This is a genomic window from Sphingomonas azotifigens NBRC 15497, from assembly GCF_002091475.1.
GTDB classification, from domain to species: Bacteria; Pseudomonadota; Alphaproteobacteria; order Sphingomonadales; family Sphingomonadaceae; genus Sphingomonas; species Sphingomonas azotifigens.
In genome coordinates this window covers 79735-99978 of sequence record NZ_BCTR01000035.1, presented here as the reverse complement: position 1 = coordinate 99978, position 20244 = coordinate 79735, and the positions used below count along the sequence as shown (strand labels likewise).

Genomic DNA, 20244 nt, shown 5'->3' with positions numbered 1-20244 from the left:
CCGCTGCGTCGCCCACGTAACCCTGTTGAGATAGCCACCAGCGGAGCGTTTGCGGACTGGGTGTCTCTTCACCGTGTTCAGCTACAATGCGACTGAAGAGGGGAGGGGAATGGAATGCTTCTTGAAGCGCATAAAAATAGTCACTCGAATCTTTGGGTGCATCGATTAACGCGCGTGCTGTCGCTGACACGGTGAGTGCATCTTCGCGACCTTCGATGAGGCCGTAAGCTCGCAGAGCGCCAATTTTGGAGAGCGCGCGTCCATTCAAGCTGCTGTAGCCAAGGTGGTTAGCTAGCGACGTTCTCGGGAATTTGGCACGCTTCTCCTTAGCGTACACGTCTCTAACAGCCTCAATCGAGTCGCCAAGGCTCATGCTCGGATAATTTGGGCTGCGACTGGGACTTACCGCCATAAGAGGTTCCTTATCGGGGATCAGATTGCCGTCTGTGTAATCGGGAATAAATCGGAGTTCAAGGAGTTTGTGGATTACCCTTGTGCCGCGAAATTTTTCCGCTATGTTGGCGTCAGTCTGAAGCAGGGAGTTTTGTTGCGGTCGGCGCTGGACCCCATGAATGGTGAAAATGGATGCTGGTTAAGAGGTGGCCCTGTTGCTCTGATTTTGGTCGAGCAGTAAATCTCTTGATGTAGTTTGATTTTTTCCATCGCGCAGGTCCTGTTCGTGCTCGCAAGGCTCCGGTATAGGCGATTGGAATTATAAGTTGGCCCGGAAGCCGCGTCCGCGACTGATCCCCTACCTATTCGGCGAGGTGCCGGTTGGTTCGATCAATAGTGCGCTAGAACTAGACCTAGCGCCCGGTCAGGCGGTGATGTCTATTCGCGCGCAGCAGCATGCACAGCGCCGCCATCCAAAGGACTATGCACGATGCTTCCCGCACGTGGCGAGCATCATCAATAACCCGCTGTACGTACGTGATGATTTCGTCAATGACGGTAAGATCGAGCTGGTAGGCAAGCCGCCCGCCTTGGGTGAGTATCTGCTTGTAGCCGTTGAAATCTCTCTCGACGCTGATGGTCGATATAACGTCACCTCTTTTTACCCTATCTCAGAGAAGAAGGTGGCGGCGAGACGCGAAAGTGGGCACCTGCGGCGGGTGGTGCTTTTATGAAAAAGGCCCCCTGAGTTTCCTCAGGAGGCCTCTTAGGTATAGCTCTAGCCGGTTTGCCCAATTCCGGATCTCTTCACCTCTGGTGAGGTTACTGTACCACCAACGCCATGGCATAGGTGGTGTGTGAGGAGGCTGTTCTCACCTCTGAGAGCTAATCTCGTTGGTCATTTAGATGGCTATTCCCTACCAAACTGTCAACGCTCAATCAGCTTAATCGTCCGAAAAGGTGCAGGTGATTCAACGCCGCGTTGACGCGCTCCGACCATGCCGGCTAAGAAATTGATATCGTGCGTTTTTACCCCTCCACCCCCAACTGCCAAAGCACGAACGCCATTTCGTCGGCATACTCCCGCAAGCTCTCCCACCGCCCGGACTTGCCGCCATGGCCGGCGCCCATATTGGTCTTGAGCAGGAGGATATTGTCGTCGGTCTTGGTCGCGCGCAGGCGGGCGGCCCATTTGGCGGGCTCCCAATAGGTCACGCGCGGGTCGTTGAGGCCGCCCGAGATCAGCATCGGCGGATAGGCCTGTGCCGTCACATTGTCGTACGGGCTGTAGCTGCGGATCAGTTCGAACGCCGCCTTGTCCTCGATCGGATTGCCCCATTCGGGCCACTCGCCGGGGGTGAGCGGCAGGCTCTCGTCGAGCATGGTGTTGAGCACGTCGACGAACGGCACGTCGGCGATCACCGCGCCCCATAGTTCGGGGTTCGAATTGACCACCGCGCCCATCAGCTCGCCGCCCGCCGACCGGCCGGCAATGGCGATCCGGCCCGGCGCGGTATAGCCGAGCGCGATCAGCCCCTTCGCCACGTCGACGAAATCGTGGAAGCTGTTGGTGCGCTTCTCCAGCTTGCCCTCGTGATACCAGTGCTGGCCGAGATCGTCGCCGCCGCGGATATGAGCGATGGCGAAGGCCATGCCGCGATCGAGGAACGACATGCGGCTGGTCGAGAAGCCCGGCGGGATGGCATGGCCATAGGCGCCGTACGCATAGAGATAGAGCTTGCCGGTGCCGTCGCGCGGGAAGTCCTGCGGGTAGACGATCGAGACGGGGACGGCGGTGCCGTCGCGCGCGGTGATGGTCAGGCGTTCGGTGCGGTATTTGCTGCCGTCATAGCCGCTGGGGATTTCCTGGACCTTCAGCGTCTCCAGTGCGCCGGTGGCGACGGTATAGTCGTAGACGGTGCCCGGGGTGACCATAGATTCATAGCCGAGGCGCAGCTTGTCGATCGCATATTCGGGGTTGTCGCCCAGGCCCGCGACATAGCTCGCCTCGGGGAAGGTGAGGCGCACCGGGGGGATGGCGGGGTCGTAGCGGTGCAGCTCGATCTGATCGAGCCCGTCCTCGCGGCCCTCGACGATGAAGAAATCGGCGAAGCAGGTGACGCCGGTCATGTAGAAATGGCGCGCGGGGGCAATGCGCTCGGTCCATTCGCCGGGCGCGGTTACGGGCGCGGTGACGAGGCGCCAGTTGGTGTCGGTATCGTTGGTGTGGATGAACAGCGTGCCGTCATGCTCGTCCACGTCATATTCGCGGCCCGGCTTGCGCGGGGCGACGCAGATCGGCGTGGCGGCGGGGTTGTCGGCGGGGAGCAGCCAGACCTCGCTGGTCGTGTGGTCGCCGGTGGCGATGGTCAGCCACTTGCGCGACTGGGTCTCGCCGACGGCGACGCGGTAGCCTTCGTCGGCCTCGCGGAACAGCTCCACGTCTTGCTCGACCGGCTCGCCCAGCTTGTGCCAGCGGGCATTGTCGGTGCGCCAGTTCTCGTTGGCGAGGCCGTAGAGGAAGCCCTTCGAATCCGCCGTCCACACGATCTCGGAGAGCATGCCCGAGATGGTGTCGGGGAGGAGTTCGCCGGTGGCGAGGTCCTTGACCCTAACTTCGAACCGCTCCGATCCGTTGTCGTCATAGGCATAGGCGAGCAGCCGGCCGTCGGGGCTGACCGAGATTTCGCCGAGGCGGAAATATTCCTTCCCGGCGGCGAGCGGGGTCTCGTCGAGGATCAGCTGGTCCTCGCCGCCGGCGACGGGCTTGCGCCACCAGCGGGCATATTCGGCGCCGACCTCGTGATCGGTCCAGTAGAGCCAGTCGCCGTCCTTCTGGGGGACGCTGGCCTCGTCTTCCTTGATGCGGCCGCGCATCTCCTGGAACAGCGTCTCGGAGAGCGGCTTGTGGGGCGCCATGATCGCGTCGAAATAGGCGTTCTCGGCCTTGAGATAGGCGAGCACGTCCTTGTCGGTCACTTCCGGATAGCCGGGGTCGCGCAGCCAGGCCCAGGGGTCTTCGATGGTGATGCCGTGGCGGGTGAAGCTGTGCGGACGGGTGGCGGCGACGGGCGGCGTGGGCGTTTCGGTCATGGAGCCGTTGTAGGAAGCCGGGGCGCGGGTGCAATCCCCGGCTTCGCTTCAACGCAAGGACAGCGCGGCCTTGATGTCGGCCCAGGCGGCGAGCTTGAAGTTCTGCGCCGCGGGCGGGTTGATGCCGTCCTGCGCGACGAACAGCCCGCCGGGATAGGCCGGGCCGAAATCGCCCACGATCAGCTCGATGCCGTCGGTCTGCTCGGTGCTGCCGAAGTGGCCCGGTACGATGCGGAAGCGGCCGACATAGGCGTCGTCGGCGAGGCGGTAGACCGCATAGGCATTGTCGCCCTGGCTGGAGACGAGCAGATAGCCGCCATTGTCCGGCCCTTCGGCGGCGATGGCGAGGCCCTCGGCATCGGCAACGATCTGGCGGCCGTCGGCGGCGGCGATGCGGGTGGGCACGGTGCTGCCCTCGGGGCGCGCATCGAAGCGCCACAGGCCGACATCTTCCTCCGCCACATAGAGCCGGTGGGTGCGATCATCAACGACACAGCCTTCGGACTGGGTGGCGAGCTTCATCGTGCGGACGATGTGCGGCGTGGCGCCGCTGCTGAGGTCGAGCTGGGTGATCGTGCCGTCCTTGAGGACGTTGAACGCGTAGAGATGCGCGCCGTCGCGGTAGAGGCACACGCCGTACGCTTCGCCCGCCCCGGCGGCGAATTTGCCGAGGGTGCTGAGCGTGGCGGTGGCGGGATCGAGGCGGAACAGGTCCAGCTTCGCCTGCAGCTTGTCGTTGCGATCGCTGGCGGCGACGAGGATGCCCGCCGCCCCCATGTCGCGCAGGTCGACATTGTTGACCCGGCCCGCGTCGAGGAACGAACGCTGCCTGCCGCTCAGGTCATAGACATAGAGCCCGGCCTGCTTGTCGGTGCCGACGATCAGGCTGGCGGCGGGATCGGCCGGGTTGCGCCAGACCGCCGGATCGTCGGCGGCATCGGCATTGGCGGTGCCGACCGCCTGCGTCTCGCCGCGCGCCACCACGGTGGCGGTGGGGAGCGGCGAGAACGCGGGACGCTCGGCGGTGGCGGCGCATCCCGCCAGCGCCAGCGCGGCGCAGGTGGCAAGCCCCGCGCGCCGCATCAGAAGGTCACCCGGAAGCCGGCGGCATAGCGGGCGCCGAAGCGCTCCCACTCGATCGTCTGCGCCTTGATCCGCGGCGTGGGGATGCCGGTGGCGGTGAGCAGGTTGCCCGGATCCGAATAGCGCCGGCCCGGCTGGTTGAGCACGTTCTGGGCGTCGACATAGATTTCGAAGCGCTTGTTGATCGCATAGCGCGCCGAGATGTCCATTTCCTCGTCCGAGGCCCAATAGGTGTCGCCGCCATCGGTCAGGTCGTCGGCGATCGTGTCGAGCCAGTCGCTGCGCAGCTGGTACTGGACGCGGACCGACAGGCCGTATTTCTCGTAATAGCCGCCGATATTGTAGACATAGTCCGAAGTGCCCGGCAGCCGTACCTTGCGTGCGGGGACCTTGAGGCTGGCGAGGCCGGGCTTGGTGACCTGGCTGTCGTTCAGGGTGATGTTCGTCGAGATACCGAAGCCGCCCATCCAGTCCGGCAGGCCGAGCGATCCGGTCCAGGGCTCGAGCTGGAGCTGCGCCGCCGCCTCGGCGCCGAAGATCCGGCCGTCGCCGCCATTGGTGATGCCGGTGAAGGTGTAGGACGAACGATCGATGCCGTTGCTGTCGAGCGCGTTCGAGCCGAAGGTGCGCGACTGGCGATACAGCACGTCCTCGACCTTCTTGTAGAAGACGCCGGCCATCAGATAGCCCTGCGGGCGGACATACCATTCGAAATAGCCGTCGACGCCATAGGCGCGCTCGGGCTTCACCGCCGGGTTGCCGCCCGAGATCACCTGGTTGGTATCGTTGATCACCACGTTGGGGCGGAGCTGGTCGTAATCGGCGCGCGCGGCGCCCGAGTTGAACGAAAGGCGCAGCTTCTTCGTGTCGTCGACATTGTAGTTGATGTGCAGGCTGGGGAAGGCCAGCGTCTGGCTCGAGCTGGCGGTGACCGGCCCGGCGACGGTGCCGAGCGTGGCGATCGCCTTGCCGCGATTCTCCAGTCGCTCCACTCGCACGCCGCCGAGGATCGAGCCCCAGTCATAGCGCAGCGTGCCCATCACATAGCCGGCATAGACGCGCTCGCGCACATTGTAGTTGTTGGCGGTGTTGGGGGTGAAGGCGAACTGGCTGCGCGCGGCGTTCGCCACGGTGCGCATCTTGTCGGTATCGAAATAGCGGAAAGTGTAATCCATTGGAATCTTGCCGGCGAACGGATCGCTCAGCGAGAAATCGGTGTAGTTGGCCGGCACGCCGACCGCGGTGAGCCCGGCGGCGGTGTTGACCAGGATCTGCTTCTCGTCGGCGATCTTGGTGCGCTGATCGTACTGGAAGCCCGCCTTGAACACCGCGTCGCTGCCGAGGAAGCGCGCCTCGCGCGACAGCACGACACGGCCGGTATAGGCCTTGGTGGTGTCGATCGCGTCGAGCACCGTCAGCGACGAGGCCGGCTTGGTGAAGCTGTCGATCGCGACGACGCGGGTGCCGGCCGAATAGCGGGTCGGGCCGCTCAGCTGGAGCGTGTTGAACAGCAGCAGGCGCGAGCGGTTCGGATCGCTGAAGTCATAGCCGACGGTGGGGCGCAGCGTGCGGGTGTTGGGGCTGTCCCACGCGATTTCGCCGACGACCGAGCGATCGTCCTTCGATTCGGTGTAGTTGCCCACCCAGGAGAGGTGCCAGCCCGGCGCGAAATCATGCTCGCCGACGATGCTGTTGGTGAAGATCGACTGGCGATAGGCACGCAGCGTCGAGCGCTGGCGAATGTCGATGCCGTAGATCGTGCCGCGCTGGGGCGTGTTGCCGACGCAGACATCGGCATAGCCCGAGGTGGTCGGCGTCGGGTTGATGCTGCGATCGCATTCGGCGGTGTTGGCGACGAGATCGCTCTGCCGGTCGTCGAGGTCGAAGCGATAATTGTCGCGCGCCTCGTCGTCCTTGAAGATCGTGTAGATCGAGCGCAGCGAGATGGTGTTGCGATCGTCGGGCTTGTAGTCGATCCGGCCCGAGGCCGACCAGTTGCGGCGGGTGAGGCGATACAGCTTGTTCTCGGCTTCCTGCACCCAGAAGCGGGTGGCGTTGCCGGGGCGCTGGTCCTGCGACACGCGCTCGTAATCATTCTCGAAATTGTCGGTGATCATGCCGCGCTGGAAATAGCTGCCGGAGACCAGCACGCCGAGCTCGCCTTCGCCGACCTTGAAGCGGTCCGAGGCGACGGCGGAGACTTCATATTGTTTGCGGCTGCCGAGGTCGGCGATGCCATAGCCCGCCTTGCCGGCGAAATGCGCGCCCGCATAGTCGAACGCCGAGCGGGTGATGACGTTGACGTTGCCCGCCACGGTCTCGCCGGTCATGTCGGGCGTCACCGCCTTGGAGACGACGATCTGGCTGGCGATCGCCGAGGGGATCGAATCGAAGCGCGCATCGCGGCCCTCGGGGCTGACGACGGTGATCCCGTCGAACGACAGCGTGGTCCAGTAATTGGGCGCGCCGCGCAGCGAGATGTAGCGCGCCTGGCCTTGGTCGCGCTCGACCGCGATGCCGGGCAGGCGGCTGGCGGCCTGGGCGATGTTCTGGTCGGGCAGGCGGCCGACCCCGTCCGCGGCGGCGACGGTGACCAGCGAATCCGAGGCGCGCTGGATGCGCAGCGCGAGCGCTTCCGATTCGGCGATCGGGCGGCCGCCGGTGACGATGATCTCGCTGGGCCCGCTATCCTGCGGCTCGGCGGCGGGCGCGGTCTGCGCGGCGGCGGCGGTGGCGAAGATGCAAGCAAGCGCAGACGCGCCGGACGCGAGCAGCGCCCTGGTAGTCGATATCATGAAAGCCCCCTGTTCAGCTTTGTCGGCTGAGGCCGGTATGCTGAATTGGGGTCAGTTCGGTTGCGAATCTGCAACAGTTTCGTGACAGCAACAGTTCTTTACGTTGTTGCGGTGTCACCAGCTGCACGACGATCGCCGCGATGTCGGGCGTTTAGAGAATGTCATTGCGACACCGCACCTGCGAACGGGCGCGGACGAAATTTCGCGGGTCCGCGCGCTTGCAGGACGGCAGCCCCCACCTTTGCGGGCGGGGGCTGCCGGCTGCGATCAGGCGCGGGTGCCGGTGATCGGGAAGCTGCCGAACGCGCCCGCGGTGACGGTGCCTTCGAGTGCATCGCCGGTCACGGTCGCTTCGCAGGTGAGCGTCATCGGCATCGGCACCGAAATGTCGAGCGCCCAGCTGAGCGTGTCGCCGCTCACCTTGCCGTCCTTGATCTCGGTCTGGCCCATCGCGCCGTTAAAGCTGCCGGTGAAGCTGTCGCCGTTGCTGGTGACGGTGAGCGTCGCCTGCTGGTCGCCCAGCGGCGACTTGGTCACGGTGTTCCAGCTGCCATCCACATTCGCCATTTGGGTCTCTCCTGCCTAACCTGGTTACTTGGCCGCGGGCGGGGTCTTCCCCGCCAGCGAAGCCGCGCTGATCACCTCGACAGGCAAGCCGAGGCTGTCAAGCTGCGGGCGGACCTTCGCGGCCTCGCCCACCACGACCCAAACGAAGCGATCGACGTCGAGTGCCCCGCGTGCCGCAGCGTCAAGCTGCTGCGCCGTCATCGCACGATATTTTTGCGCGATCGTGTCGTAGTAATCGTCCGGACGGTGGCGGATGTCGTTCTGCTGCATGGCGCCGAGCACGGCATTGGCGGTTTCGAATCGACCGGCGAGCTCGCGGGTGCTGCCGGCGATCTCGCGGGCGAGCTCGGCCGGGGTGACGCCGTTGGTGGTGAGGAAGCTGCGCACGTCGTCGCGGATCGACTGGATCGATTCGCCGGTGCGGTCCCCCTGGACGGGCGCATGCACCACATAGGGCACGGCGTGCTCGAACCAGTTGAACCCGCCGCCGGCGCCGTACGACCAGTGCCGTGCCTCGCGCAGGTCCATGTTGATGCGCGACAGGAAGCCACCGCCCAGCACCTGGTTGGCGGTGAGCGCGACGAGCAGGTCGCTCGCGGGATTGAGCGGCGTCATTTGCCCGGCGAGGATCAGCGACTGGGGCGAGTTCGGCCGATCGATCAGCACGATGCGCGGGCTTGCCGGTTGCGGCTTGTTCGAGAACGCCTTGGCGCCGGCGGTGCCTTCGCCATTCCAGTCGCCGAAGCGCGCGTCGAGCGCGGCCTTGACCTGCGCCAGCGGCAGATCGCTGACGACGAAGACCTTGGCCTTGTCCGGCCGGATCCAGGCGCGGTGGAAGGCGATCAGCTCGTCGCGCGAGAGCTTGGCGACCACGGCCGGATCGCCCGCGCCGTTGGCCAGCTTCGCATAGGGATTGGCCGGTCCGTAGAGCAGCCCGGGCATCGCGCGATCGGCGAGGCCCTGCGGGCTGCTGAGCTCGAACTGGATCGCGGTCAGGGTCGTGGCGCGCAGCCGCTCGACTTCCGCCGGGGCAAAGGCCGGATGGCGCACGATGTCCGAGAACAGTTCGACGCCGCCGCCCAGATTGGCACTCGGCACGCCCAGCGTCAGATAGGTGCGATCGGCCGAGCTGCCGCTGTCGATCTCCGCGCCCAGCCGTTCCTTGGCCTCGGCGATGGCGATCGAAGTGCGGCTGGTGGTGCCCTCGTCCATCAGCGACAGGGTGAGGTTCTGGGTGCCGGGCCGACCGTCCGGATCCGCGGTGGCGCCGGCATCGAAGCTCAGCACCATGCGCGTCACCGGCACCGCGGTCTGGCGGGCGTAGATCAGCTCCACGCCATTGGCGAGGCGGGTGCGCTCGACCGCGGGGAAGCGGATGTCGCGGATCGGGCCGACGTCGGGCAGCGGGCCGCGATCGCCCTTGGGGATCGCTTCCTCGGCGGCGGGCTTGGCGGGGGCGACCGCGGCCGCCTCCTGATAGGCCTCGCGCGCACCCGGCTCGACGATAATGGTGAGCGCGGGGCGGGTCAGCCACTTGGCAGCGGCGGCGCGCGCCTTGGCCGGGGTCATCTTCGCCACTTCCTCCAGCCGCTTGCGGAAGAAGCCGGGGTCGTTCGAATAGAGCAGGCCCTCGGCCAGTGCCGCCGCCTGGGCGCGGGTCGATTGCAGGCCGCGGATCGTACCGGCGACATTGGTGGTGGCGACGCGGCGCACTTCGTCCGCCGTGGGGCCCTTGGCGATCAGGTCGGCGAGGATCGCGTCGATCCGCTTCTCGACCAGCGCCGGATCGACGCCGGGCTTCACCATCGCGGCGACGGTGAAGGTGCCGGCCTGCGAAAGGGTCTCGGCACTGGCATAGGCCTGCACCGCCAGCTTCTCTTCGCGGACCAGCGCATTGGCGAGGCGCGAGCTGGCGAGGCCGCCCAGCACCTGGCCGAACACGTCGAGCGCGGCGGCATCGGGATCGTTGAGCCCGGGGATCGCCCAGTTGCGCGAGACATAGACTGCCGGCACCTGGTCCTTCAGCACCACGGTCTTTGCCGCCGGCAGCGTGGGGATGGTGACCTTGGGCAGTTCGCTCTTCGGCCCGGCGGCGATGCGGCCGAAATATTTCTCGACCAGCGGCTTCGCCTCGGCGGCGTCGATATCGCCGGAAAGCGCGAGCACGGCGTTGTTGGGGCCATAATGGTCGTGGAACCAGCCCTTGACGTCGGCGACGCTCGCCTTGTCGAGATCGGCCATCGACCCGATCACCGAATGGCCATAGGGGCCGCTGCCGAACAGCCCCTCGTACAGCGCATATTCGATCAGGCCATAGGGCTGGTTGTCGCCCTGGCGCTTCTCGTTCTGGACGACGCCGCGCTGCTCGTCGAGCACGCCCTGGGTGATCGCCGGGGTGAGCCAGCCCATCCGGTCGCTCTCGAGGAACAGCGCGCGTTCGAGCGCCGGCCTGGGCACGGTTTCGAAATAGTTGGTGCGATCGAAATAGGTGGTGCCGTTGAGATCGGTCGCGCCGACCTGCTTGAGCGGCTCGAAGAAATCGCCGGGGGCGTTCTGTGAGCCGTTGAACATCAGATGCTCGAACAGGTGCGCAAAGCCGGTCTTGCCCGCAGGCTCATGCTTCGAGCCGACATCGTACCAGACCGAGAGCGCCACGACCGGCGCCTTGCGATCGGTGTGGACGATCACCCGCAGCCCGTTCGCCAGGGTGAACTGTTCGTAGGGCAGTTTCACCTGATCGACGAGCGTGGCGAGCGGCGCGGGCGCCGTTTGGGTGGCGGGAGGCTGGGCGGCGGCGGGAAGCGGGGGCGCGGTCAGCGCAAGCAGGGCGGCACCGCAGAGCAAGGGAGAATGGCGCATGGAATGTCCCGATCGTTACGGGACGAACCATAGCCGTACGCGGGCGTACCGCAAGCAGCAGATAGGGCCCTCAACGTGTTGAGAGCCCTATCCTTGTGCGATGGCGATGCTGGGGCGGTTCAGCCGATGCGCGGCGGCGGCACGCAGGCCGCCTGGCGCGGCGTCAGCGTCTCGACCAGCCCGCGGCGCAGCGTGCGCGGCAGGCGGGCCGACTGGTACAGCTGCTTCGGGTGGCGCGAGCAATAGGAGAGGGTGAGCGACAGGCGATCGGCCTTGTCGGGGATGCCGGCGCGGTGGAACAGGCGGATGCCGTCGAACAGCATCACCGTGCCGGTCGGGCCGAGCACCGCGTTCCAGCGCTCGCGCGGCACCACTGCGTTGACTTCCTCGTCGGTGCGGAAGCCGGTGTGGAAGCCGGTCGCGTTGCCGAGTGCGATCGCGTCGTCGCGCGACAGATATTCGAACGCGCCGCCGCCCGGCTCGACCGGGTTGAGATAGATCAGCACGCGCAGCATGCGATCGTCTTCCATGTCGAGGTGCCACTGGCGGGTGCCGACCACCTTCGAATCCGCCGGCTCGCGCTTGAAGGCGCAGCTGAGATAATAGCAGGGCTCGCCCAGATAGGCCTCGGCCAGATCGAGCAGCCGCTGTTCCAGCCCGAGCGTATAGACCCAGGGCGCCTGCTGCATCAGCTCTTCGGCTTCGAGCGCGATGCGGTTCTCCGGCCAGTCCCAGGTCGAGAAATCGGTCTTGGCCAGCTTGTCGACCGCCGAGGACCAGCTTTCGGGCAGCCAGTCCAGCGCCTGTTCGACCGTGACCGCATCGTGGCGCAGCCGCTCGAGCGGGCCGGCGATGGCGGGATCAAGGTTGGTCGCGATCGTGTCGGCGAACTTGGCGCGGCGACGGGCGGCGCTGTGCCGGTACCAGGAGTTGAGCGGCCCGAAATTGAGCAGCCGGCGACGTACCGCCGCGCGATCGATCAGTCGATACAATAGCTTGTCGGCGGACATCGCCCCTTGCCCTTTCCCCAGAGTGCCGGTCGTCAATACTGCAGAATCATAAATTAGCCTATGTCAGTTTTCGCAAGCAACGGGGAATATGCACGAGCCTGTACCTAAAAGAAGCGATAACAGGCCGCCAAATCTTCCGTAGATTCTCGTGGGATTGACGCATCGCAAGGACAGCGGTGCGGCGACTCGCCGGGGCCCAGGCGGGGACGCTTCCGGCATACGCCCCATCTTCCCCGAAACGGACTTTGGCGCTAGCAACCGCCGATGGATACCCGGCTCGCGATTCCGCGCTCGCTCTTCGTCTTTTCGATTCTCTACGGCGGCATGGTGTGCATGGCCGGCGTGCTGGGGGTGAAGCAGGTCGCACTCGGGCCGCTCGCGGTGGAGGCGGGGATCTTCGCCTTTCTGCTGCTTGTCGTGTTGTCGAGCGCGGTCGCCGAGCTGCACGGCCAGGCGATCGCCACCGGGCTGGTGCGGCTGGGCTTCGTGCCGCTGCTGATGTCCGCCGCGCTGATCCAATTGGTGCTGATCCTGCCGACCGATCCGGGCATGTATCCCCCCGCCGTTGCCGCTTTCCCGATCGTCGTCGGGCAGGGGGCGCGGATGATGCTCGCCGGGTTCATTTCCTACGGCACCTCGCAGACGCTCAACGTGTTCATCTTCAACAAGCTGCGCGGGCGGGAAGGGCCGGGCGGGCTGGTCTGGTTCCGCGGCATGGTGGCGAGCGTGGTGTCGCAGATCGTCGATACCGTGCTGTTCATCAGTATCTCCTTCCTCGGCGAGCGGCCGATCCTGGCGCTGATGGGCGGCCAGATGCTCACCAAGGTGGTGCTGTCGATCGTGCTCGTGCCGTTCCTGATCACCGGCGCCGTCGCGCTCGGTCGCGCACTCGATGGACGTAAGGGCTGAGCGGCTCTAAAGGGCCGCGCATGACCGACCACGCCCCGCACCCCGCGCTGCTCGCCAAGGCCGAGACCCTCACCGAGGCGCTGCCCTATCTGCAGCGCTATGCCGGCGCCACCTTCGTCGTGAAATATGGCGGCCACGCCATGGGCGATCCCGAGCTGGCGCGCGACTTTGCGGAAGACGTGGTGTTACTGAAGGCGGTGGGGATCAACCCGATCGTCGTCCATGGCGGCGGCCCGCAGATCGGGCGGATGCTCAAGCGCCTGGGCGTCGAATCGACCTTTGTCGGCGGCCTGCGCGTGACCGACAAGGCGACCGCCGAGATCGCGGAAATGGTCCTGGCCGGATCGATCAACAAGGAAATCGTCGCCTGGATCGCCGCCGCCGGCGGCAAGGCGGTGGGCATTTCGGGCAAGGATGCGGGCCTGGTTCGCGCCGAGAAGGTCAAGCGCACCGAGGCCGATCCGCTGCAGGGGATCGAGCGGCATGTCGACCTGGGGTTCGTCGGCGAGCCGGTGGCGGTGGACATTGCGATCCTCCAGTCGCTGGCAGCCTCGGGCTTCATCCCCGTCGTCTCGCCGATCGCGCTGGGTGCGGACGGACATACCTACAACATCAACGCCGATACCATGGCCGGCGCGATCGCCGGGGCGTGCGGCGCCAAGCGCTTCTTCCTGCTCACCGATGTGCCGGGCGTGCTCAGCAAGTCCGGCGACCTGCTGACCGATCTCGATGCGGCGCGGGTCGCGGCGCTCAAGGAAGACGGCACGATTTCGGGCGGCATGATCCCCAAGGTCGAGACCTGCGTCAACGCGGTCGCCGCCGGTGTCGACGCGGCAGTGATCCTCGACGGGCGCATCCCGCACGGCATGCTGCTCGAGATCTTCACCCGCCAGGGCGTCGGCACGCTCGTCCACGCCTGATTGTTCGCCGGCAGCCCCGCGCCTATATTGCGGGCAAGTCATATCGGAGACGGAATTGCCTTCTTTGTCCCTCACGCTGCTGAGCATCGTCGCGTTCCTGCTGCAGGTGTTCACCTGGATCATCATCGCCCAGGCCATCCTGTCGTGGCTGATCGTGTTCAACGTGATCAACACGCACAACGACTTCGTCCGCTCGCTCTACACGGCGCTGCAGCGGATCACCGATCCCGTCTATCGCCCGATCCGGCGGATGATGCCCGATTTCGGCGGGCTCGACCTGTCGCCGATGGTGGTGCTGCTGATCCTGATCATCCTGCGCTCCTACATCCTCCCCTATCTCGCCGCGGTGATCCAGACCGCCGGCTGATACCCATGCCTGCCTGGCGGCCGAGCGCGACCGGAATCGAGATTGCCGTGCGCGTCACGCCGCGGGCGTCGCGCGACGTGCTGGCGGCCGGCACCGACGAGCATTTCGCCGCGCGCCTTGCCGCGCCGCCGGTGGAGGGTGCCGCCAATGCCGCGCTGGTGCCGCTGGTCGCCAAGACCTTCGGCGTGCCGAAGCGCGACGTGACGCTGATCGCGGGCGAAACCGCGCGGCTGAAGCGGCTTTCGATCGCCGGAAACGCTACGGCGCTGGAACAGATCGCCCGCAGCCTCTATGGCGAGGGGCATGACGGCTGAGATCATCGACGGCAAGGCATTTGCCGCGGGCCTGCGCGCCCGCATCGCGACCCTGGTTCCTGCATTCGAAGCGGCGGCGGGGCGCGTGCCCGGCCTTGCCGTGGTGCTGGTGGGCGAGGACCCCGCCTCCGCCGTTTATGTGCGCTCCAAGGGCAAGCAGACCCGCGAGGCCGGCATGGCGAGCTTCGAGCACAAGCTGCCCGCCGAGACCAGCCAGGAAGCGCTGATCGCGCTGGTCGACCAGCTCAATGCCGATGCGTCGGTGGACGGCATCCTCGTCCAGCTGCCGCTGCCCGGCCATATCAACGCACAGGCGGTGCTGACGCGGATCAGCCCGGACAAGGACGTGGACGGCTTCCACCCGGTCAATGCCGGGCGGCTCGCCACCGGGCTGCACGGCTTCGTGCCCTGCACCCCGCTCGGCTGCCTGATGTTGCTGGAGGACCGGCTGGGCGACCTGACCGGGCTCGACGCGGTGGTGATCGGCCGCTCGAACATCGTCGGCAAGCCGATGGCGGCGCTGCTCACCAGGGCGAGCGCGACCGTGACGATCGTCCATTCGCGCACCCGCAACCTGCCGCATTATCTGGCGCATGCCGATATCGTGGTGGCTGCCGTGGGCATCCCGCACTTCGTCAAGGGCGAGTGGCTCAAGCCCGGCGCGACGGTGATCGATGTCGGCATCAACCGCACCGACGACGGCCTGGTCGGCGATGTCGACTTCGACAGCGCGGCGAGCGTCGCGGGCGCGATCACCCCGGTGCCGGGCGGTGTCGGCCCGATGACGATCGCGGTGCTGCTGCGCAACACGCTGGTCGCCGCGCACCGCAATGCGGGCGTGCCGCTGGAGAAGGGCGCGATCTGATGCTGCTCGCGCTGTTCCTGCAGGCGGCCGCGCCGGAAACCGCGTTCGATGCCGAGCGCGCGTTCGCCGCGGCGGCGCAGGCCGAGGGGCAATGGACCGCGTTCCGGCGCTTCGCCGCGGCCGATGCGGTGATGTTCGTGCCCGAGCCGGTGAACGCGCAAGGCTGGCTGAAGGACCGCAAGGATCCACCCAAGTCCGTGCGATGGTGGGCGACGGACAGCTATGTCGCCTGCGACGGCAGCATGGCGGTGAACAGCGGCGGCTGGACCCTTCCGGACGGCTCGGGCGGTTATTTCTCGACCATCTGGCGGCGCGAGGCCGAGGGCGGCTGGAAATGGACGCTTGATCACGGCGATACGTTGCAGAAGCCCCGGCCGGTGGTGCCGATCCTTCAGGTGCGGCGCGCGGCGTGCGGGACGAAGCCGGCCGAGATCGGCGTCGCGCCCTGTCCGCCCGCGGACCGTTGCGGCCATGGCCGCTCGGCGGACGGCAGCCTGGTGTGGGAATGGGCGTCGAGCCCGGACCGGCGGCGGCTGTCGGTGCAACTTTGGAACGGAAAGCAGTTCGAACCGGTGCTGCAGGATGAGGTGCGCGCCACGCAATGATCGAGCTGTTCGTTTCCTCCTTCGTCACTTTCTTCGTCATCATCGACCCGCCCGGCTGCGCGCCGATCTTCGCGGGGCTGACGGCGGGGACCAATGCCGTGCATCGCCGCGCGATGGCGGTGCGCGCGGTGATGGTCGCCTCGATCATCCTGCTCGGCTTCGCGCTGTTCGGCGAGGCGCTGCTCCACGCGCTGGGGATCAGCCTCAACGCCTTTCGCATCGCCGGCGGCATCATGCTGTTCCTGATCGCGCTGGAAATGGTGTTCGAGAAGCGTACTGAGCGCCGCGAGGACCGCGCCGAGAAGGTGAAGGCCGAGGATCCGGTCGACATCTCGATCTTCCCGATGGCGATGCCGATGATCGCCGGGCCGGGCTCGATCGCCTCGGTGATGCTGCTGATGGCGCAGAGCAAGGGGATCGAGCAGTCGGCGGTGGTGCTGGCGGCGATGCTCGCGGTGCTGCTGCTGTGCGTGCTGGCGCTGCTGGCGGCGGGGCCGATCATGCGGATCGTCGGCGCGAAGATCGAGGCGGTAGTGTCGCGGCTGCTCGGCGTGCTGCTCGCGGCGCTGGCGGTGCAGTTCGTGATCGACGGCATCCGCGCGGCGCTGGCAGCGGGGTAGGGGAACCTGCAGATCGGTTGGCGACGGGCGCGTTTCGCTTCATACCGTCGCAATGGCATCGATCACCGAACCCGCCCCGACACCGCGCAACGCCGGCATCGATCTGGTGCGGGTGCTGATGACGATGCTGGTCATCCTGCACCACACCGCGATCGTCTATGGCGGGGCAGGGGGATGGTTCTGGCGGCAGGAGCCGAACGCATCGAACCCGCTGCTCGTCATGTTCAATGCGGTCAACCAGTCCTATTTCATGGGGCTCTTCTTCCTGCTCGCGGGCTATTACACGCCGGCTTCGTTCGATCGGAAGGGCGCCCGCCGCTATCTGGCAGACCGCTGGGTTCGGCTCGGGCTGCCGCTGCTGGCCTTCTTCTTCGTCCTGTTCCCGCTCACCGTCGCGATCGCCGATGCCGCCAATGCCAGTGATCTGCTGCGGCGCTGGGCGCAGTTGATTGCGGCCGGGGTGTTTGGCCCGGGCCCGCTCTGGTTCGCGATGGCGCTGCTGATCTTTGCGCACGCCTATGCCCTGTTCCGGGCGACGGGCGCGTTCTCGGCCAATGGCCGAACGGCGGCAGCATTGCCGCGGTCCTGGGCGATGCTGCTGGCGATGATCGCGATCGGTCTCGTAGCGTTCGCGGTACGCCTGGTCATCCCGGTCGGTCGCGAGGTGCTGTGGCTGCAGCTCGGCTATTTCCCGAGCTATATCCTGTTGTTCGTCATCGGCATTGCCGCCGCGCCGCATCGGCTGCTGGAGCGGATCGCGATGCGGGCAGCGGCCCCCTGGCTCGCGATCGCGATCCTTGCCATCGCGACGCTGCCGATCATGATTGCGGTGCACGGCGCCTCGGGCGGTTTCGAGGGCGGATGGAACTGGAATGCGCTCTTCTATGCGATGTGGGAGCCGTTCGTCGCGACGGGGGTGATCCTCGCGCTGTTCGCCTGGGCCACGGCACCGGCGCGGCGATCGGGTCCGGTGGCGCGGTGGTTCGCGGCCAACGCCTTCGGCGCGTTCGTCCTGCATCCGCCGGTCGTCGTGGCCCTCAGCAGATGGGCCGCGACGATGCCCTATGCGCCGGGGGCAAAGTTCGTCGGCGTGTCCGCAGCGGCGTGCATCGGTGCGTTCGTTGTCGCCAGTGCCGTGCGAACGATCCCGGGCGTGCGACGCGTTCTCTGAGAGGCGCCTTCTATCCCCGCGTAGGATCGCCGGAGCCAACCGCGTGCTGTAGCATTTGTGCAGCGCGGCATCTTCGCCGCGTCCAGCGAAGGACTGCACGACCATGCGCCTGCCCCTCCTGAAGCCAGACCAGCTCTCCGACGACCAGAAGCCGCTTTATGACGACATGCAGCGCGGCATCTCGTCCAACTTCAACGCCTTCGTCGCGGTGGGCGAGGACGGCAGCCTGATGGGGCCGTGGAACCCCTGGCTGCACGAGCCCCGGATCGGCGGCGCGATCTGGGAGCTGACCAAGGCGATGTCGATGGAGGCGACGCTGCCCGATCCGGCGCGGCAGGTCGCGATCCTCGTCACCGGCGCGCACTTCGATGCGGCGTACGAGATTTATGCCCATGTCGCGGTGGCCGAGACGGAGAAGATGTCCCCGGCGCGGATCTCGGCGATCTGCGCGGGGCTCAAGCCCGGCGACCTCGACGAACAGGAGAATGTCGCGTTCGACGTCGCCTATGCGCTGGTCAAGGGCGGGGTGCTGCCCGAGCCCTGCTACCGGCTGGCGGTGGATACGTTCGGCCAGCACGGTGCCAACGAACTGATCTATCTGGTCGGGCTGTACAGCCTGGTCTCGGTGACGCTCAACGGGTTCAACGTGCCGGTGCCCGAGCGGGAGTAGGGGCTTCCGTCCGCTACCCTCCGCTACCCTCAGTCACCCTCACCCTTCCGGCGCTGCGCGCCTCCCTCCCTTTCCCGCAGGCGGGAGAGGGAAGTGGTGCCCAAGCCCTCTACCGCTTGCGGGAGAGGAGCATCGGGTGAACAGCGCCCCGCGCTGTTCAGGCCCTGCCGGGGGCAGGGCCGACCCGATGCTGACCCGCCGCCGTAGGCGGTGGGGAGGGTAAGGGTGCGTGCGTTTAGCCACCCATGCCGCCGCCGCCCATGCCGCGGCCGCGGTGACCACCACCACCGCCGCCGCGTCGGCCGCCGCCCTCGCCGCCGCCGCGCCCGCCGCGGCCCTTCATCGCGCCGGTGCGGAGCTCGGGGAGCTCGGCCTTGGTGATCTTGCCGTCATGGTTGGTGTCGAGCAGGTCGAAGCGGCGCTTGGCCGCGCTCAGGAACTCGATCGTGCTGACACCGCCGTTCAGGCCGGTATCCGCCGCGGTTACCGGCTCGGGGCTGCCGAGATAGTTGAAGCGGGCAAGGCCGCTCATCACGCGGGTGGAGCCGATGTCCGCGGCCTTCACCTGGCCGTCGTCGCCCATCGTCGGGCCGCCCATTTCGAAGCCGCCGCCGCGCGCCTCGGGGGCGAGCACGGTCTCGTAATATTCGATGTCGGCGGGATCGATCTCGCCGTCGCCCTTGCGGTCGAGGATCTTGAACCAGCGCATCGCATCGGCGCGGAACTCGTCGAGCGTCAGGGCGCCGTCATGGTTGGTGTCGGCGGCGTCGAACCAGGCGTCCTGCGGTGCCTTGCCGTCGATCGTGCCGCGGAACGGCTCGCCCATCGGGCTGACGAACAGCCCGCGCGGGCGCGGTCCCCCCGGCGGCGGGCCATCCTGCGCCTGCGCGCCGCTTGCCAGCACCAGCAACAGTCCGGCCAAACCCAGCATCCGCATTGTCAAAACCCTCCGCCCGAAACCGATTCGTTCCGCTAGCTAGCGATTGTCGCAAAAATGTGCCCGAAAATTTCGGCTTGGGGGCAGGGGGCCGCTTGTGGCAGCAGGCGGCGCATGACCGGCGCTACCCCCATCACCCCCGATACCGAACATCGCGGCCTGATCGGCCTGCTGCCGCGCGGCTGGCGACCCTATGCGCTGCTCGCCCGGTTCGACCGGCCGATCGGCTGGTGGCTGCTGTTCCTGCCCTGCGGCTGGGGGGCACTGCTCGCCGGCCTGCCCAATGGCGATGGGTGGCGGATCGGGGCGATGCTGGCGGGCGCGATCGCGATGCGCGGCGCCGGCTGCGTCTACAACGACATCGTCGACCGCGACCTCGACGCGCAGGTGGAGCGCACCCGCAGCCGGCCGCTGCCCAGCGGCGCGGTGTCGGTGCGGGCGGCCTGGGGCTGGCTGCTGGCGCTGCTCGCGATCGGGCTCGGCGCGTGGCTGGCGATGCCGCTGCCGGCCAAGCTCTGGTCGCTGGCGACATTGCCGGTGGTCGCCGCCTATCCGTTCATGAAGCGCATCACCTGGTGGCCGCAGGCGTTCCTCGGCATCGTGTTCGGATCGGGCGCGTTGGTCGGGTTCGTCGCCAGCGATCCGCAGGCGGTGTTCGCCAGCCGGCAGGGCGCACAATGGTGGCTCTACGCCGGCACGATCCTGTGGGTGATCGGCTATGACACCATCTATGCGCTGCAGGACGTGGAGGACGACGCGATCGTCGGCGTACGCTCCTCGGCGCGGCGGATGGGGGCGCAGGTGCGCACCGGGGTGGCGCTGCTCTATGCCGGCGCGCTGGCGCTGTGGGGCGCGGCGTTCTGGACGGTGCGCCCCGACCCGCTGGCGCTGCTCGCGCTGCTGCCGGCGGCGGTGCATCTCGGCTGGCAGCTCGTCACGCTCCGGCCCGCCGACGGGGCCAACGCGCTGCGCCGCTTCCGCGCCAATCGCGATGCCGGCCTGCTGATGCTCGCCGCCTGCGCGGTCGTGGGTCTTTCCGGACTTTGATTTTGCGGCCTCGCGCTCC

At 66.9% G+C, this 20244-nt stretch carries 18 protein-coding genes; 11 read left to right on the top strand and 7 right to left on the bottom strand.

The features are described from left to right. Positions 1 to 719 precede the first annotated feature (719 nt). Positions 720 to 1127 (top strand): PBECR3 domain-containing polyvalent protein, encoded by a 408-nt coding sequence (locus SAZ01S_RS23700; RefSeq protein ID WP_167693159.1) that lies wholly within the window; start codon positions 720 to 722, stop codon positions 1125 to 1127. 295 nt (positions 1128 to 1422) lie between these two features. Here the strand turns inward: SAZ01S_RS23700 and SAZ01S_RS13690 are convergent, their stop codons facing one another. From SAZ01S_RS13690 to SAZ01S_RS13665, 6 genes are all read right to left on the bottom strand, one after another. Further along, positions 1423 to 3486 carry a S9 family peptidase gene (locus SAZ01S_RS13690; protein ID WP_084582824.1) on the bottom strand — a complete coding sequence of 688 codons (2064 nt, stop codon included), beginning with the start codon at positions 3484 to 3486 and terminating at the stop codon, positions 1423 to 1425. A 48-nt stretch (positions 3487 to 3534) separates the two neighbouring features. Then, a complete protein-coding gene (locus SAZ01S_RS13685; protein ID WP_084582823.1) occupies positions 3535 to 4569 on the bottom strand; it encodes a phytase in 1035 nt (344 codons plus the stop codon). Next, entirely contained in the window at positions 4569 to 7364 is a 2796-nt protein-coding gene (locus SAZ01S_RS13680; RefSeq protein WP_084582822.1) for a TonB-dependent receptor, read from the bottom strand. The genes SAZ01S_RS13685 and SAZ01S_RS13680 overlap by 1 nt, the downstream gene beginning before the upstream one ends. Positions 7365 to 7631: 267 nt before the next feature. Next, positions 7632 to 7931 carry a hypothetical protein gene (locus SAZ01S_RS13675; RefSeq protein ID WP_084582821.1) on the bottom strand — a complete coding sequence of 100 codons (300 nt, stop codon included), beginning with the start codon at positions 7929 to 7931 and terminating at the stop codon, positions 7632 to 7634. Positions 7932 to 7955: 24 nt separating this feature from the next. Further along, a complete protein-coding gene (locus SAZ01S_RS13670) occupies positions 7956 to 10790 on the bottom strand; it encodes a M16 family metallopeptidase (RefSeq protein WP_084582820.1) in 2835 nt (944 codons plus the stop codon). A 119-nt stretch (positions 10791 to 10909) separates the two neighbouring features. Continuing rightward, positions 10910 to 11800 (bottom strand): phytanoyl-CoA dioxygenase family protein, encoded by an 891-nt coding sequence (locus SAZ01S_RS13665; RefSeq protein ID WP_084582819.1) that lies wholly within the window; start codon positions 11798 to 11800, stop codon positions 10910 to 10912. Positions 11801 to 12064: 264 nt separating this feature from the next. On the opposite strand from SAZ01S_RS13665, the gene SAZ01S_RS13660 reads away from it, so the two are divergent. The 9 genes from SAZ01S_RS13660 to SAZ01S_RS13620 all read left to right on the top strand — a co-directional run bounded on the left by SAZ01S_RS13660 (position 12065) and on the right by SAZ01S_RS13620 (position 18241). Then, the gene (locus tag SAZ01S_RS13660) at positions 12065 to 12709 is read left to right on the top strand and encodes a queuosine precursor transporter (RefSeq protein WP_084582818.1); all 645 of its coding nucleotides are present in this window, start codon (positions 12065 to 12067) and stop codon (positions 12707 to 12709) included. A 20-nt stretch (positions 12710 to 12729) separates the two neighbouring features. Continuing rightward, on the top strand, positions 12730 to 13629 hold the full coding sequence (argB, locus tag SAZ01S_RS13655) for an acetylglutamate kinase (RefSeq protein ID WP_084582817.1): 900 nt from the start codon (positions 12730 to 12732) through the stop codon (positions 13627 to 13629). Positions 13630 to 13693: 64 nt separating this feature from the next. After that, positions 13694 to 13996 carry a YggT family protein gene (locus SAZ01S_RS13650; RefSeq protein ID WP_084582816.1) on the top strand — a complete coding sequence of 101 codons (303 nt, stop codon included), beginning with the start codon at positions 13694 to 13696 and terminating at the stop codon, positions 13994 to 13996. Positions 13997 to 14001: 5 nt separating this feature from the next. After that, positions 14002 to 14310 carry a DUF167 domain-containing protein gene (locus SAZ01S_RS13645; protein WP_084582815.1) on the top strand — a complete coding sequence of 103 codons (309 nt, stop codon included), beginning with the start codon at positions 14002 to 14004 and terminating at the stop codon, positions 14308 to 14310. Continuing rightward, complete coding sequence (folD, locus tag SAZ01S_RS13640; RefSeq protein WP_084582814.1) at positions 14300 to 15175, top strand: bifunctional methylenetetrahydrofolate dehydrogenase/methenyltetrahydrofolate cyclohydrolase FolD; 876 nt, start codon at positions 14300 to 14302, stop codon at positions 15173 to 15175. The genes SAZ01S_RS13645 and folD overlap by 11 nt, the downstream gene beginning before the upstream one ends. Further along, positions 15175 to 15780, top strand: coding sequence for a Cif family virulence factor (locus SAZ01S_RS13635; protein WP_084582813.1), 606 nt, complete (start codon positions 15175 to 15177; stop codon positions 15778 to 15780). The genes folD and SAZ01S_RS13635 overlap by 1 nt, the downstream gene beginning before the upstream one ends. Beyond that, complete coding sequence (locus SAZ01S_RS13630; RefSeq protein ID WP_084582812.1) at positions 15777 to 16400, top strand: MarC family protein; 624 nt, start codon at positions 15777 to 15779, stop codon at positions 16398 to 16400. Before SAZ01S_RS13635 ends, SAZ01S_RS13630 begins: the two co-directional genes overlap by 4 nt. 52 nt (positions 16401 to 16452) lie before the next feature. Further along, the gene (locus SAZ01S_RS13625) at positions 16453 to 17571 is read left to right on the top strand and encodes an acyltransferase family protein (protein ID WP_084582811.1); all 1119 of its coding nucleotides are present in this window, start codon (positions 16453 to 16455) and stop codon (positions 17569 to 17571) included. Positions 17572 to 17674: 103 nt separating this feature from the next. Continuing rightward, complete coding sequence (locus tag SAZ01S_RS13620; RefSeq protein WP_084582810.1) at positions 17675 to 18241, top strand: carboxymuconolactone decarboxylase family protein; 567 nt, start codon at positions 17675 to 17677, stop codon at positions 18239 to 18241. Between the two features lie 235 nt (positions 18242 to 18476). On the opposite strand, the gene SAZ01S_RS24060 is transcribed toward SAZ01S_RS13620, so the two are convergent. Next, a complete protein-coding gene (locus SAZ01S_RS24060; protein ID WP_084582809.1) occupies positions 18477 to 19178 on the bottom strand; it encodes an EF-hand domain-containing protein in 702 nt (233 codons plus the stop codon). A 114-nt stretch (positions 19179 to 19292) separates the two neighbouring features. Here SAZ01S_RS24060 and ubiA point away from each other — a divergent pair, with 114 nt between their 5' ends. After that, positions 19293 to 20225: a 4-hydroxybenzoate octaprenyltransferase gene (ubiA, locus tag SAZ01S_RS13610; protein WP_084582808.1), complete on the top strand. Its 933-nt coding sequence runs from the start codon at positions 19293 to 19295 to the stop codon at positions 20223 to 20225. Positions 20226 to 20244: the final 19 nt, after the last annotated feature.